This window comes from Mesorhizobium sp. NPDC059054, from assembly GCF_042739215.1.
Classification (GTDB): domain Bacteria; phylum Pseudomonadota; class Alphaproteobacteria; order Rhizobiales; family Rhizobiaceae; genus Mesorhizobium.
In genome coordinates this window covers 171886-184429 of record NZ_JBHYHV010000006.1, presented here as the reverse complement: position 1 = coordinate 184429, position 12544 = coordinate 171886, and the positions used below count along the sequence as shown (strand labels likewise).

Below are 12544 nucleotides of genomic sequence, written 5' to 3'. Positions count from 1 at the left end.
TCCTCCAACCCAGATCACCTTGGCAAATGAACGTTGCAACCATTCAAAAAGTTGCAGAGCAAAAGCTTATTTCTACGCCGGTTCGTGCCAGCGCGATCACCTGAGCCGAGTTCCATTCATTCGTGTGCTGCGTCCTGTTCCTGCCAAGAGAAATGTACGCCGGGATAATTTCCAGGATTCAAAGATAACGACACCATCCTTAACATATGCTTTAAATATTCAATGAGGAGTTACTAATTAACGATGCCTTTGGGCATAATATACTTGAAGAATATACAATAGTATTTGACTGGAAATTTTGTGTAAGTGTGTAAAGCAGATGAAAATCTGATGTGTGCGTAAAGTGTTGGGGGCTTCAGTGAGTCGAGTAGACGATAGTTTGTTTCATCCCAAGCCGGTAAATATTAAGCCGGCTTGGGATGGCATTGCAAGGACAGGGTCTCCCGATTTTTCAAAGACAATCCTCGTTACCGGTGGGGCTGGATTTTTGGGCTCGCATCTGTGCGAACTTCTGATCCGGAAAGGGCATCGGGTCGTCTGCGCCGACAATTTCTCTACGGGCGTGCCGGAAAACGTCCGGCATCTGAGATCGTCCGGCGCCTTTACCCTGCTTCGCCATGATGTCGTTGATCCAATCGATCTGAGAGTCGATGAGATCTACAATCTTGCTTGCCCGGCCTCGCCGCCGCACTATCAGGCGGATCCGGTCCACACCACCAAGACCAGCGTGCTGGGCGCTCTGAACCTGCTGGAACTCGCTTCCCGCCATGGTGCCCGCATCTTCCAGGCTTCGACTTCGGAAGTCTACGGCGATCCAAACGTTCACCCGCAAGTCGAGACCTATTGGGGGAACGTCAATCCCTTCGGTCCGCGCTCCTGCTACGACGAAGGCAAGCGCTGTGCCGAGACGTTGTTTCACGACTTCAACAGAATCCGCGGCGTTGAAATCAAAATCGTCCGCATCTTCAACACCTATGGGCCACGTATGCGCCCCGACGACGGCCGCGTCATTTCCAATTTCATCGTCCAGGCCCTCAAGGGTGAGAATATCACCATCTATGGGGATGGGTCGCAGACGCGCTCCTTCTGTTTTGTCGATGACCTGATCGACGGTTTCCTGCGCATGATGGCCTCGCCACCTTCGCTGACGGGACCGGTCAATCTGGGCAATCCGGTCGAGTTCACGGTCGCTGAACTTGCCGATCAGGTGCTTGCCCTGACCGGATCGCGATCACGCATCGTTCGCCGGCCGCTGCCGACAGACGATCCCCGCCAGAGGCGCCCGGATATCTCGCGAGCGATGCGCGAACTCGGCTGGCAGCCCAAGGTGGTGCTGGCCGAGGGATTGAAAAAAACCATCGCCTATTTTGATGCCATTCTTGCAGCCAAGGGCCGCATGCTTATCGAGGTGGCGTGATGGGCAGCCGGCGCATCCTCGTCACCGGCGGTGCCGGCTATATCGGAAGCCACACAGCCAAGCTGTTGCGGTCAAGGGGCCTGGAGCCCGTCGTCTATGACAATTTGGCGACGGGAAACCGTTCGTCGGTGCGCTGGGGGCCATTCGTGCACGGCGATGTGCTGGATACCGTGCATCTGACGCGCACGATGGAGCGCTTCCAGCCCGCAGCCGCCATTCATTTCGCGGCCTCCGCCTATGTCGGCGAATCCGTCGCGGACCCGTCCAAATATTATCGCAACAATGTTGCGGGAATGCTGTCGCTGCTCGACGCTGCCCGGCAGGCGGGGTTGGAAAAGATGATCTTCTCCTCCAGCTGCGCCACCTATGGCGTGCCCGCCAGCCTGCCGATCGCCGAGACCATGCCGCAGGTCCCCATCAATCCCTACGGCAAGACGAAGCTGATCGCGGAACAGATGCTGGCCGACTACGCTGCCGCCTTTGGTCTGCACTATGTGGCGCTGCGCTATTTCAATGCCTGCGGAGCCGACCCCGAAGGCGAGCTTGGCGAGTGGCATGATCCCGAAACGCATCTTATTCCGAGGGCGTTGTTGGCCGCGGCCGGGCGCATTGAGCGGCTCGAAGTGTTCGGCGACGACTATGACACCGCCGACGGCACCTGTGTGCGCGACTACATCCACGTCAGCGATCTCGCCTGGGCCCATGTGCTCGCCTATGAACATCTGGCTCGCGGTGGCAGAAACCTTGCCGTCAATCTCGGTACCGGGCGCGGCGCCTCGATCCTCGAAATCCTCGAAACGATCGATCGCGTCACCGGGCACAGCGTTCCAATCGCTATCCAGCCGCGCCGTGCCGGCGACCCTCCGGCACTCTACGCCGATCCCAGCCTCGCTCGCTCCGCGCTTGGCTTCTCGCCGCAATATTCGGATCTCGATACCATTGTGCGGACGGCGGCGCCTTTCTTCGGATTGGGGGCGCGGTCATGACAAGGCGCCCCATCGACGAAACACGGCATGCTGGGCTTGTTCGAGAGCCGCTGCTGGCTCCTGTTCTGACAGGGTACCGCCGTGCGGAATATTTCGTCGGCGTTGCCTCGTGGTTCGCCGCCCTGATCTATTTCTGGGTCTGGTGGTTCGAGCCGTCCCATCATTTTTCGTGGCTCGGCAGCGTTGTTTCAACGTGGACCCTGGCTTGGCTGACGCTTATCCCGGCTTACTTCCTGGTGATGTTCGCCAGGGCTGTGAAGCCGGCGGGGCAATTGAAGCTGCCGCCGGAAAGCCGGGTCGCAATGGTGGTGACCAAGGCGCCTTCAGAACCCTTCACGGTGGTGGCCGAAACGCTGCGCGCGATGCTTGCGCAAACCGTATCGCATGACACGTGGCTCGCCGACGAAGATCCGTCGCCAGAGACTATCGATTGGTGCCGGTGGCATGGCGTCTTCATTTCAACACGCCGCGGGCGATCCGACTATCATCGTACGACATGGCCGCGTCGCACCCGTTGCAAGGAAGGCAATCTCGCTTTCTTCTACGATAACTACGGCTATGACCGCTACGACTTCGTCGCGCAGCTGGACGCCGATCATGTGCCGGAGCCTGACTATCTATGGCACATGTTGCATCCCTTCGCCGATCCGTCTGTGGGCTACGTATCGGCGCCGAGCATCTGCGACAGCAATGCAGACCAGAGCTGGTCGGCACGCGGCCGCCTCTACGCCGAGGCCAGCATGCACGGTGCGCTTCAGGTCGGTCACAATGGCGGCCTCGCGCCGCTTTGTATCGGGTCGCACTATGCGGTGCGCACTGTGGCGCTGAAGCAGATCGGTGGTCTTGGACCGGAACTGGCCGAGGATCACTCCACCACATTGATGATGAATGCTTGTGGCTGGCGCGGCGTGCATGCGGTGGATGCGATTGCGCATGGCGATGGTCCGCACACGTTCGCCGACCTCATCACGCAGGAATTTCAGTGGTCGCGCAGTCTGGTCACGCTGTTGCTGCAATATTCACCCGTCTACGTGCCACGGCTGCCACCGCGGTTGCGCTTCCAATTCCTGTTCTCGCAGTTCTGGTATCCGCTGTTCTCATCGTTGATGGCGGTGATGATCGCAACGCCAATCGTCGCGCTGGTGCGGGGCGAGAACTTCGTGGCGGTGACTTATCCGGATTTCCTGGCGCATTTTCTGCCGCAATCCCTGGTCCTCGTCGTTCTGTGCTATCGCCTGCGCGCGAGCGGTATTTTCAGACCCGTCGATGGCAAGATCATAAGCTGGGAAAGTGCGCTTTTCCTGCTTGCACGCTGGCCGTGGGCGCTGGCAGGAAGCATTGCTGCCATACGAGATTGGCTGACGGGGACTTTCGTTGATTTCCGCGTCACCCCGAAGGGTACTTCGGAAGTCGATCCATTGCCGTTCAGGGTTTATGCGCCCTACGTCCTGATCGTTGTGAGCTCCGCTTTGCCTGCTCTGTTGATTCAGGACGCCGGAGCCAGCCGCGGCTTCTATCTGTTCGCCATCATCAACAGTCTTTCTTACGCCGTGCTGATCGTCGTCATTCTGATCAGGCACGGTCGCGAAAACCGCATGAGGGCGGTCGGCCGTTTCTATCGTCCTGTAGCTGCGGCCGGTGTGCTGTCGATGGTCGTTCTACCGGCCTTTGCCACAGTCGAGCACGGCCGCGAGGGCGTCGAGGCTCTGGCCTGGGGTGCGCAGCATGTGCGGCTGTTCGAGGAGCGTTATTCGGCCGCCGGGGCAGGCGTTGGTCATAGCGAGCTGCGCAAGACGGCATTCAGGCCGCATTGGCGCTGGGCCATCGAGAATAAGACGTACTGAGTGTTGAACCGCGTAACAGGGGGCGCCGCAAGGCGTTGGTGCTATGAAGATCGCAGTCATTGGAACGGGTTATGTCGGCCTCGTCAGCGGGACGTGTTTTGCTGAATGGGGCCATGAAGTGGTCTGTGTCGACAAGAACGCCGACAAGATCTTTGGTCTCGTCAAGGGGCGGTTGCCAATCTACGAGCCGGATCTCGATGAGATGGTGGCGCGCAACCAGGCGGCAGGGAGACTTTCCTTTACCTGCGATCTCGCCGCGGCGGTCACGAGCGCGCAGGTGGTGTTCATCGCTGTCGGCACGCCATCGCGGGCGGGGCAGGGCGACGCCGACCTTTCATTCGTCTACATGGCGGCGCGCGAGATGGCACCGCTCCTGGCCGAGGGGGCAGTGGTGGCGGTCAAATCCACGGTCCCCGTTGGCACGAGCGATGCGGTGGAGAAAATCATCGCTCATATGCGCCCGTACGGATCGTTCTCGGTTGTTTCCAATCCGGAATTTCTGCGTGAAGGCGTGGCGATCGGCGATTTTCTGAGGCCAGACCGCGTGGTCGTCGGTGTCGAGGACGGTCGCGCACGCGCAGTGATGGCCGCGCTCTACAAGGGCTCGCTTGGCGAAACGCCGCTGGTTTTCACCGACAGGTGCACGTCGGAACTTATCAAATATGCGGCCAACGCCTTCCTTGCCACCAAGATCACCTTCATCAACGAACTGGCGGATCTGTGTGAGAAGGTGGGCTGCAATGTCGGCGAAATGGCTCTCGGCATCGGGCTTGACCGGCGCATCGGCACCAGCTTCCTCAATGCGGGGCCGGGCTATGGCGGGTCCTGCTTCCCGAAGGACACGCTGGCACTGCTCAGGACCGCACAAGACTACGGAGTGGTGCTGAGGATTGTCGAGGAGACGATCATCGCCAATGAAGCGCGCAAGCGCAAGATGGCACTCAAGGTCATCGAGGCTGTCGGAGGTGATGTCGAGGGGCTGACGATTGCAGTGCTTGGGCTCACCTTCAAGCCCGATACCGACGATATGCGCGAAGCGCCTTCGGTGCCATTGATCGAGACACTGCAGCGCTACGGTGCCGTTGTTCGCGCCTACGATCCGGTCGGGTTGCAGAACGCTGCGCGTCTCTTCGAAGACGTCACCTTGCTCAGCGATCCTTACGAATGCGCACGCGATGCGGATGCGGTGGTGGTGGTGACTGAATGGGGCAGTATCCGCCGCATCGACCTAGGCCGTCTCAGGCGGCTGGTGCGGACGCCGGTGCTCGTCGATCTGCGTAATGCGTTCGAGCCGGGCGCGGCGTCCGCCGCAGGGTTCCGTGTTTCGGCAATTGGACAGCGATCCGAGCAGCCGGAACGGGCAAACCTCACAACCGAGGAATCGGACTTCGAAAAGACAAGTTCCGTTTTGCCTCGCATGGCGCGTGGAAAGTGAGGCGCAGATGAACAATCATTTCATCGATTGGCGCCACAGGCTTTCCGACGGAATCCGGCCGTTCACGGCCGCTGCCTTCGGTCTCTCGCTGGGTTGTGGCTGGGCCTTTGCCACGGAGACAATTGCTGTGCCTGCGCAAGCACGAGCCATGACCGCCCCCGAACTCTATGACCTTTATCGGGACAAGACCTGGCAGTGGAGCGATGGCGCGGGACGCTTCCAGGAAAAGGGTCGCATCTTCCGGGCCTGGTCTGGCAACGCGACCAACGCCAGTTGGGCAGAAGGACGCTGGACCCTGACCGATGACGGACGGTTATGCCTGCGGGCCATATGGCATGGTCCCGGCGGCAGCTTCCCCAACAAGACCTGCTTCCGCCACATGCTTCACGAGGGCACGGTCTATCAAAAGAAGGAGCCGTCCGGCGCCTGGTACGTGTTCAAGCACGCGGCGCCTGACAAGGACGATGAGTATGGCAAGCTCGTCATGCAAGACACGGTGAGCGCCAAAGTGATGGCCTATCGGCCGGTGGCGCAGGCGACGACAACCCCAAAAACCGTACCGCTTCCGACGCCAGCGCCGATCGGTGCGTTTTGATAGTGGAGAACGAAGATGAACAGGAGACTCATGACGATCGCGCTTTCAGGCGCGGGTTTGCTGCTGACGGGAGTGGTCCTGGCAGCCAACAAACTTCCTCTCGGTGTTCCGAACGAGAATTCGGCAACGGCAACGATGCCTTCCGACAAGCGTCCGGTGATTACGCCCACATCGATCGGCTTCGGCGCCTATGATCCCTATGGGGACTTCGGCAACGATTCCAACTCGAAGATCGAACATCTCTTCCTGCCCTGGGAGGACGTCGATCTACGCACTTTGGCACTTGCTGACGACTATGCCCAGAAACGCGGCCGCTCGCTGCTCATCACGGTCGAGCCCTGGTCATGGTCGCCCAACTGGCGCCTATCCTCCTCTCAACTGTTGAGCAGCATTCTGAGCGGCGAACGCGATGGGTACATGGCTGCTGTCTGCACCGAAGCCGCCAAGCTGAAAAGCGACGTCACCATCCGCTGGGCGCAGGAGATGGACGAGACCGACAATCAGTTCACCTGGGCGCATTGGAATCCGCCGGACTATGCCAAAGCCTATCAGCGCATGGTCACCGTGTGCCGCGAGCACAACAAGACGGCCAAATACATGTGGTCTCCGAAAGGCAATGAAGGGCTGGAGGCGTTCTATCCTGGCACCGACTTTGTCGATATCGTCGGCCTCTCGGTGTTTGGTTACCAGCCCTATGACCAGGGTGTCATCGGCCACGAGACAAGTTTCGTCGAGCAGATGCGACAGAAATATCCCCGTGTCGAAGGCTTCGGCAAGCCGATCATGGTCGCGGAGTTGGGATATGAAGGCGATGCCGGCTACGTTCGCGACTGGGCGCAGGGCGTTGCCAAATCCTATCCCGAATTTCCCGAATTGAAGGCCGTTGTCTATTTCGACGACCGCGAAGTCTATCCGTGGCCGAAGGGTTACGGCTTGCCCAATTGGCGCGTCGTGCAAACGCGCGAGGCATCCAACTGAAAGAAGAGGCCGGAGCATTTCCAGGAAAAGTGTGTGACGGTTTTCCGTCCAGAATTGCGTAAAAACAAAGAGTTAGAGTGTCTCTGTGTTTCCGTGAAGAACGGAAACGCTCTAGGGTGGGAGTGAAGCAGATGTCCATTGTAAACAGACTGATCATGGGGGCAGTGCTGGTCGGCATGGCAGGCGTTGGAACGGTTGCCGCTTCAGCCGCGCCGAGCGCTGCCACGATCAAACAGGCCGAGCCGCTCAGCAACGACGACCTTTATCGACTGTACAGCCAGCGGTCGTGGATATGGAAAGATGGCGCCGGTTACTTCGCCGTGCCGCAGCGCCGTTTTTCAGCCTGGACAGGGAAGGGCAGGAGCGCCTCCTACGGGGTCGGGAGCTGGTTTATTGCCGATGTCGGGCGACTTTGTTTCAGAGCCGATTGGTACGCCAAGAGCGGCTCGGCACCAGCCCTCACTTGTTTCAGCCATCGCAGGAAAGGCAACGTCATATTCCAGAAGCGCGAGCCGAAGGGCGATTGGTACGTCTTCGCAAACGCGCCTGTCAGAAAGGGTGACGAGATCACCAAACTGCGTCGCGGTGACTATGTCATGGCGAGATTGAGCAAGGTTGAGGACAAGTTGGCAGCCAGGCGCTGACAAGATGCGGCAGCTGCTCGAGCAGCTGCCGTCTCGAGGAAGTCTGGTGTCAGGTCCGCAGGAAGCAGTGCGAGGTTTGTCCGAAGCCGCTTGGCGAGCAGATATGCGGCGCACGGCCATAAAAGCGCACGCTATCGGAAATTTTCTGCGTCTTCTTGGCGACCACGGCATGACGGCTGGCGGCAGCGATCTTGCCTTTGGGTTTGATCACTTCGGCCGTGAAGGCATGGCTCGCCTGTGTGGTGATGGAGGCGGATTTTAAATTGCTGTCGGTTACGGAGTTGCAGCCCGATAGGGCCACTGTCACGATTGCAGCGCAAAACAGCGAAACCGTGTGAAGCTTACTGCCGGCCCGGGAGGGGGCAGCCTTCGAAATCGAAGCCATCCTGTCATTCCTCATTGGTTGGGGGCATGCACGTATGCAACCAAGAGATACACCGAGTCGCTTAAGACGCCGTGGAGGCAACTCTGAAAATGCACAGCTTTCGCGGAGCGTATTCTTAACGGCTTGCGTGGAATTTCCGGTTGAACAGCGCCGGCGGTTGTAGCTGCTACGCTGGCGCCATCTCGATTGCCCGGCCCTTTTAGCGGTGCTTGCGCCCATGCGACAGGGGAAAATAGTCGCAGGTGGAAACAATCAAAATATCCGAAGTTGGGGGAGTAGGAGCCACTTGATTGCCGCAGTTATGGCCATCGCCGCTAGCGCTCAGCGATCCGCGTCTTCGCGGAGGTGGATGAGTTGCGCCTCGAACTGCCCTATAGCTTCCACCACGAGGACTATGAGCAGATACTGTCCGATGTGGTCGAACGCATCGCACCGATTTTCGGATGGATTGAAAACGGTGCCGCCCCTAAATTCGGCGCGCTCTCTGGCTCGATAGCACGCTGTCGGACTGGAAGCCTTCGTACCCTTCAGAGTCAGCGATCATCGATATCGGCACGTTCCTGATCTTCACCCGAGACGATTGGGCCCATTCGATCGTCGTGGTTGTGATCGAAGGCCAATTTGCGCTCCCAGGGATCGAAAAACTTGACGATCGACCGCTCCGTTTTGCCGTCATGGGCAAGATGGTTTTCTTTCATACTGAACATGGCGCAGGTTCCCTCTGCATTACTCTCACCAGAAAAGCCGCCCGGTCGATAGGCTATCGACCGGGCATGCCCTGCAGTGCCCAGCACCCCCGCGCATCTCCAAGACAGTCTACATGTAAACTTGTGAAGGTGAAGACGCGTACCCCATTTGGGGCAGCGGCTGTGACAATTGCGTGTCTATCTTCGACGTATTCAGCGGAATGCCTAATCAGGATCACGGATCGGGTGACGTGTTGCCGTCGCCAAACCGAATGACCTCCGGGCCTGGCCCTTTGGACTGCCGGCATCGCTGATAGAATTCAATAAATTCGGATTTGGGAAGCGCTTTGGAAAACAACCATCCTTGCGCGTAATGCACGCCGCGCTGCGACAGGTAGTCGGCCTGCTCCTGTCGCTCGACTCCCTCCGCAACGATGAACAAGCCAAGCGATTTCGCGATGTCGATGATGTGGGGCGTGATGGCGCTGGCGGCAGCATCCATGCCGATCATGTCGATGAAGGATTTGTCTATTTTCAATGCGTCGAGCGGCAGATCCTGCAGATATTGCAAGCTTGAATAGCCGGTGCCGAAATCGTCGATGGCGACGGAGTGACCTTCCCGTCTTGCCTTTTCGAGAGTGACGCGAGCCAGTTTCGAATCCATGAAGCCACGTTCCGTCGCTTCCAGCCAAAGCTGCTGTGCACGAATGTCGGTGGCCTCCAGGAGCGCGGCCATGTATGGCAGGAAGCTGCCGGATTTTATGTCCTCCGCTGAAAGATTGATGGCGATGTGCAGCGAACGGTCGGCAACGAGGAGGTCTTTCAACTCTGCGATCGCAATCTCGATGACCTGGTGGGTGATCGCTTCGATCAATCCATTTTCCTCGGCCAATGGGATGAAAATATCCGGCCGGACGGTTTCGCCATTGGGCCGCTGCCAGCGGACCAGCGTTTCGGCGCCGACGCATGCCCCGGTCTTCATGTCGATGATCGGTTGATAGTGGACGATGAATTCGCGGCGGCGAATGGCCGTCGCCAATTCGCCGAGCAGCGACAACCGGCGGCGCGACAGCCACACCACGAGGCCAACCATCAACAGAGATGTGGCGGCACCCACCGCCAGGGGCATGGGCAGATCGTCGCCCAGGTCCTGGAAGACATCCGCCGTTGGCGAGACGGCAACCACCGTCCAATCCCGATCGCGTGCGATGCCGTAAAGCGTGCGCTCGTTGGACTCGGGTTTTGCACCATCTGCCAGCTTTTGCAGCAATTGCAGGTCCGGATCATGGCGCGTGCCGACGACCGCTTGGCTGCCTCCGGCCAGAACGGCCAGTTTCACCTCCTTGTCCATCGGAACATCAGTGAAGCGTCCGGGATTGGTCAGCGCCACATAGGCTCCGAAATGAAAGCCCGTCAAAGGGGTGCCGCCGCTGATGAGCGGGCGCAGGCTGGCCGTTACGCCCATGCCGTTGCTCGTTGTGACGTCGATGGGAGACCGCAGAACCGGGGCTGTCGGCTTTCCCCACGAGTTGCACTGAAGCGTGCCGTTGTCGAAAAAGCCGATATCCTCGACCGACCGTGTGTTGACGACAATCGCTCGCAGCGCGGCGACATGCGCAGCCGAACAGGATGGTTCCGTCAGCCGCTCCGCCATCTCAAGCGCATTGGCAGCCTCGCTGAATGTCGCCTGAGTGCGCGCAAGCGCATAGTTGGCGATATCCAAGAGTTGCGTCTGTTTACGGGTCTCCACGATCGTCCACGACATATAGAAAGCCGCCACGATCGGGAGAACTCCCGCCAGGACAGCGAGACAGCTGGCTAAGGTGATGATGCCGGATCGACCCAAAGCGGCTCCCGTCTGTTCAAAGGCGCCGGTGACTGTCCCGGCCGCCGGATGTTCGGCTGGAGATCGCCCATCTGCCTTTGTACAACAGGATTCTTGAACGAAAGATGTGCGTCGGTCTCCGCGAACGCTCTCGTTGGAAGGCGCTGCTCTCCCACGAAACTCAAAAGGCGGGTCTACGGTTTGAAGGTTTCCGAAGTGAAGTGCCGCGAGAGCCGCTCCAGTTCCGGACCGAGGACCCTGTCTTGCTTCACCGGTGGTACGATAGAGCGCACTTCATCGGTGAAGCGGGCAAGGCGAGGCGGCGCGTTGCGTCTTGTGGCGTAAAGGGCCTGCGAGGCAATGGTTGAAAGAGCTGCCATGCAGGCATCGAGATATCGGCCGGCTTTTTCTTCCTTCGTCCAGGCGATGAAGGCTGTCGTTGCAACATCATCCTGACCTGAGCCAGCCGACTCGGTGCCAGGGATGAAAGTGGTCTGCGCTGCCAGCTTCGCCTGTTCGAGATATCCCGTGGAAGCCATTGGCACGTAGCCAAGCGCTCCGTGCCCATCACTGTCGCTTGGATTCCGATCGACCATCAGCAAATTGGGCAAATGTGATACCGCGCCGTTTAGAAGTTTGGATCCGTGGCGGTCGCATAGCAGGCAAAGATCCGCCCAGATCGCCGCCAGCTCGTCCATCGCGGGCGCGGCCATGGCGTTGTGATATCCGCCGGTGCTGATGCAACGGCCATAGGCATGTTTGTCGTCCGGCGGAATGAAAATGGGATTGTCGGAGGCCGAACGCAGCGAGATGGTCGCGGCGCGCTCGGCAGCCGCAACGGCGCGGTATGCCTGTCCAAGTACCCGGGGTACGATACGGAAGCTGACAGGCGCCTGGTAGTTGCGCCGTTCGTTCGTCCCACCTTCCAGATGACTGCGCAGGCCAGTCAAGGCGGCCGCCTCATGCTCGTCGCCCCAGAGGGTTTCAAGCGCTTCGTCATAATGCTCGAGTGGCGCCCGGAACGCCTCGATCGAAAGGGCAAAGACCTGCTCGGCACGTTGCAAGCGTCGTTTCGCGGAAAGCGCGCTGTCGGCGACGAGAGCAGCCGCGCACGGTGAGCCGTTGATCAGCGAGCCTCGTTCCTTGACTTCGAGATCGACGCGCGACGTCAGTTCCGCGAACAAGGGGTAGAGCGCGAGGATTTCTCCGGCCCCACCTTGGCCGGACGAGGCGACGGTGGGCATCGGTCGGCCGTCGAGCATTTCGGCGACAGCAAGTGCAATCCGTGGGGTGGTTGCTGCATGCCCCTCCACGAAATTTGCCAGCCGCGCAAAGACCATCGCGCGCACGACGCGCTCAGGGAAAGGATCACCAAACGATGTCGCGGCGGCGAAGGCCTTTATCCGGGCATGGCGCTCGCGTTCCTCGATCGAAAGACGCGTGTGGGCAAGCTCGCCCATTGCCGTCGTCACGCCATAGATGACGAGCGACGGGTCTTTGTCGATAAGCTTGAGAAAGGCGGCCCGGCAGCGGGCAATCTCCGAAAGGGCGGTTTCGCTGAGCGTCACACCCTCGTTCTGCCAGGCAACGCGCAACACGGTCTCGAGATTGATATCGCTTCTGGTGGTGATACTGACCGTCATCGTGCTCCCCCGATATCTTCAAGATAATGATATACGGAAGTGCTGCTCCCGCTCCCGAAACGTCAAGCCTCCCGGCCCACGGCGCGCGCCTTGCAGCCACGCCCGA

Annotated in this window: 11 protein-coding genes; 7 read left to right on the top strand and 4 right to left on the bottom strand. The window is 59.4% G+C overall.

What is annotated here, in order from left to right; translation table 11 throughout:
- Positions 1–403 precede the first annotated feature (403 nt).
- The 7 genes from ACFWXH_RS24695 (at position 404) to ACFWXH_RS24665 (ending at position 7899) form a co-directional block, all read left to right on the top strand.
- Positions 404–1417: a UDP-glucuronic acid decarboxylase family protein gene (locus ACFWXH_RS24695; RefSeq protein ID WP_379124404.1), complete on the top strand. Its 1014-nt coding sequence runs from the start codon at positions 404–406 to the stop codon at positions 1415–1417.
- Positions 1417–2403: a UDP-glucose 4-epimerase GalE gene (gene galE, locus ACFWXH_RS24690; RefSeq protein ID WP_379123973.1), complete on the top strand. Its 987-nt coding sequence runs from the start codon at positions 1417–1419 to the stop codon at positions 2401–2403. Before ACFWXH_RS24695 ends, galE begins: the two co-directional genes overlap by 1 nt.
- A complete protein-coding gene (locus ACFWXH_RS24685) occupies positions 2400–4247 on the top strand; it encodes a glycosyltransferase family 2 protein (RefSeq protein WP_379123972.1) in 1848 nt (615 codons plus the stop codon). Before galE ends, ACFWXH_RS24685 begins: the two co-directional genes overlap by 4 nt.
- A 43-nt stretch (positions 4248–4290) precedes the next feature.
- Entirely contained in the window at positions 4291–5682 is a 1392-nt protein-coding gene (locus ACFWXH_RS24680; protein ID WP_379123971.1) for a UDP-glucose dehydrogenase family protein, read from the top strand.
- 7 nt (positions 5683–5689) lie between these two features.
- Positions 5690–6277, top strand: coding sequence for a DUF995 domain-containing protein (locus tag ACFWXH_RS24675; RefSeq protein WP_379123970.1), 588 nt, complete (start codon positions 5690–5692; stop codon positions 6275–6277).
- A gap of 15 nt (positions 6278–6292) precedes the next feature.
- Positions 6293–7255 carry a glycoside hydrolase family 26 protein gene (locus ACFWXH_RS24670; RefSeq protein WP_379123969.1) on the top strand — a complete coding sequence of 321 codons (963 nt, stop codon included), beginning with the start codon at positions 6293–6295 and terminating at the stop codon, positions 7253–7255.
- A 131-nt stretch (positions 7256–7386) separates the two neighbouring features.
- Entirely contained in the window at positions 7387–7899 is a 513-nt protein-coding gene (locus ACFWXH_RS24665; RefSeq protein WP_379123968.1) for a DUF995 domain-containing protein, read from the top strand.
- A gap of 49 nt (positions 7900–7948) precedes the next feature.
- Here ACFWXH_RS24665 and ACFWXH_RS24660 read toward each other — a convergent pair whose 3' ends face one another.
- The 4 genes from ACFWXH_RS24660 to ACFWXH_RS24645 form a co-directional block, all read right to left on the bottom strand.
- Positions 7949–8284, bottom strand: a complete 336-nt coding sequence (locus tag ACFWXH_RS24660; protein ID WP_379123967.1) for a hypothetical protein — start codon at positions 8282–8284, stop codon at positions 7949–7951.
- 533 nt (positions 8285–8817) lie between these two features.
- Positions 8818–9078, bottom strand: a complete 261-nt coding sequence (locus tag ACFWXH_RS24655; protein ID WP_379123966.1) for a hypothetical protein — start codon at positions 9076–9078, stop codon at positions 8818–8820.
- Positions 9079–9205: 127 nt separating this feature from the next.
- On the bottom strand, positions 9206–10750 hold the full coding sequence (locus ACFWXH_RS24650; RefSeq protein ID WP_379123965.1) for an EAL domain-containing protein: 1545 nt from the start codon (positions 10748–10750) through the stop codon (positions 9206–9208).
- A 239-nt stretch (positions 10751–10989) separates the two neighbouring features.
- Positions 10990–12438, bottom strand: a complete 1449-nt coding sequence (locus tag ACFWXH_RS24645) for an aromatic amino acid lyase (protein WP_379123964.1) — start codon at positions 12436–12438, stop codon at positions 10990–10992.
- Between the last annotated feature and the right edge of the window lie 106 nt (positions 12439–12544).

Bases quoted from the DNA above. Each gene is read 5' to 3' on its own strand.
- galE (WP_379123973.1), top strand. From the start codon at position 1,417: ATGGGCAGCCGGCGCATCCTCGTCACCGGCGGTGCCGGCTATATCGGA.
- ACFWXH_RS24685 (WP_379123972.1), top strand. From the start codon at position 2,400: ATGACAAGGCGCCCCATCGACGAAACACGGCATGCTGGGCTTGTTCGA.
- ACFWXH_RS24680 (WP_379123971.1), top strand. From the start codon at position 4,291: ATGAAGATCGCAGTCATTGGAACGGGTTATGTCGGCCTCGTCAGCGGG.
- ACFWXH_RS24675 (WP_379123970.1), top strand. From the start codon at position 5,690: ATGAACAATCATTTCATCGATTGGCGCCACAGGCTTTCCGACGGAATC.
- ACFWXH_RS24670 (WP_379123969.1), top strand. From the start codon at position 6,293: ATGAACAGGAGACTCATGACGATCGCGCTTTCAGGCGCGGGTTTGCTG.
- ACFWXH_RS24665 (WP_379123968.1), top strand. From the start codon at position 7,387: ATGTCCATTGTAAACAGACTGATCATGGGGGCAGTGCTGGTCGGCATG.
- ACFWXH_RS24660 (WP_379123967.1), bottom strand. From the start codon at position 8,284: ATGGCTTCGATTTCGAAGGCTGCCCCCTCCCGGGCCGGCAGTAAGCTT.
- ACFWXH_RS24645 (WP_379123964.1), bottom strand. From the start codon at position 12,438: ATGACGGTCAGTATCACCACCAGAAGCGATATCAATCTCGAGACCGTG.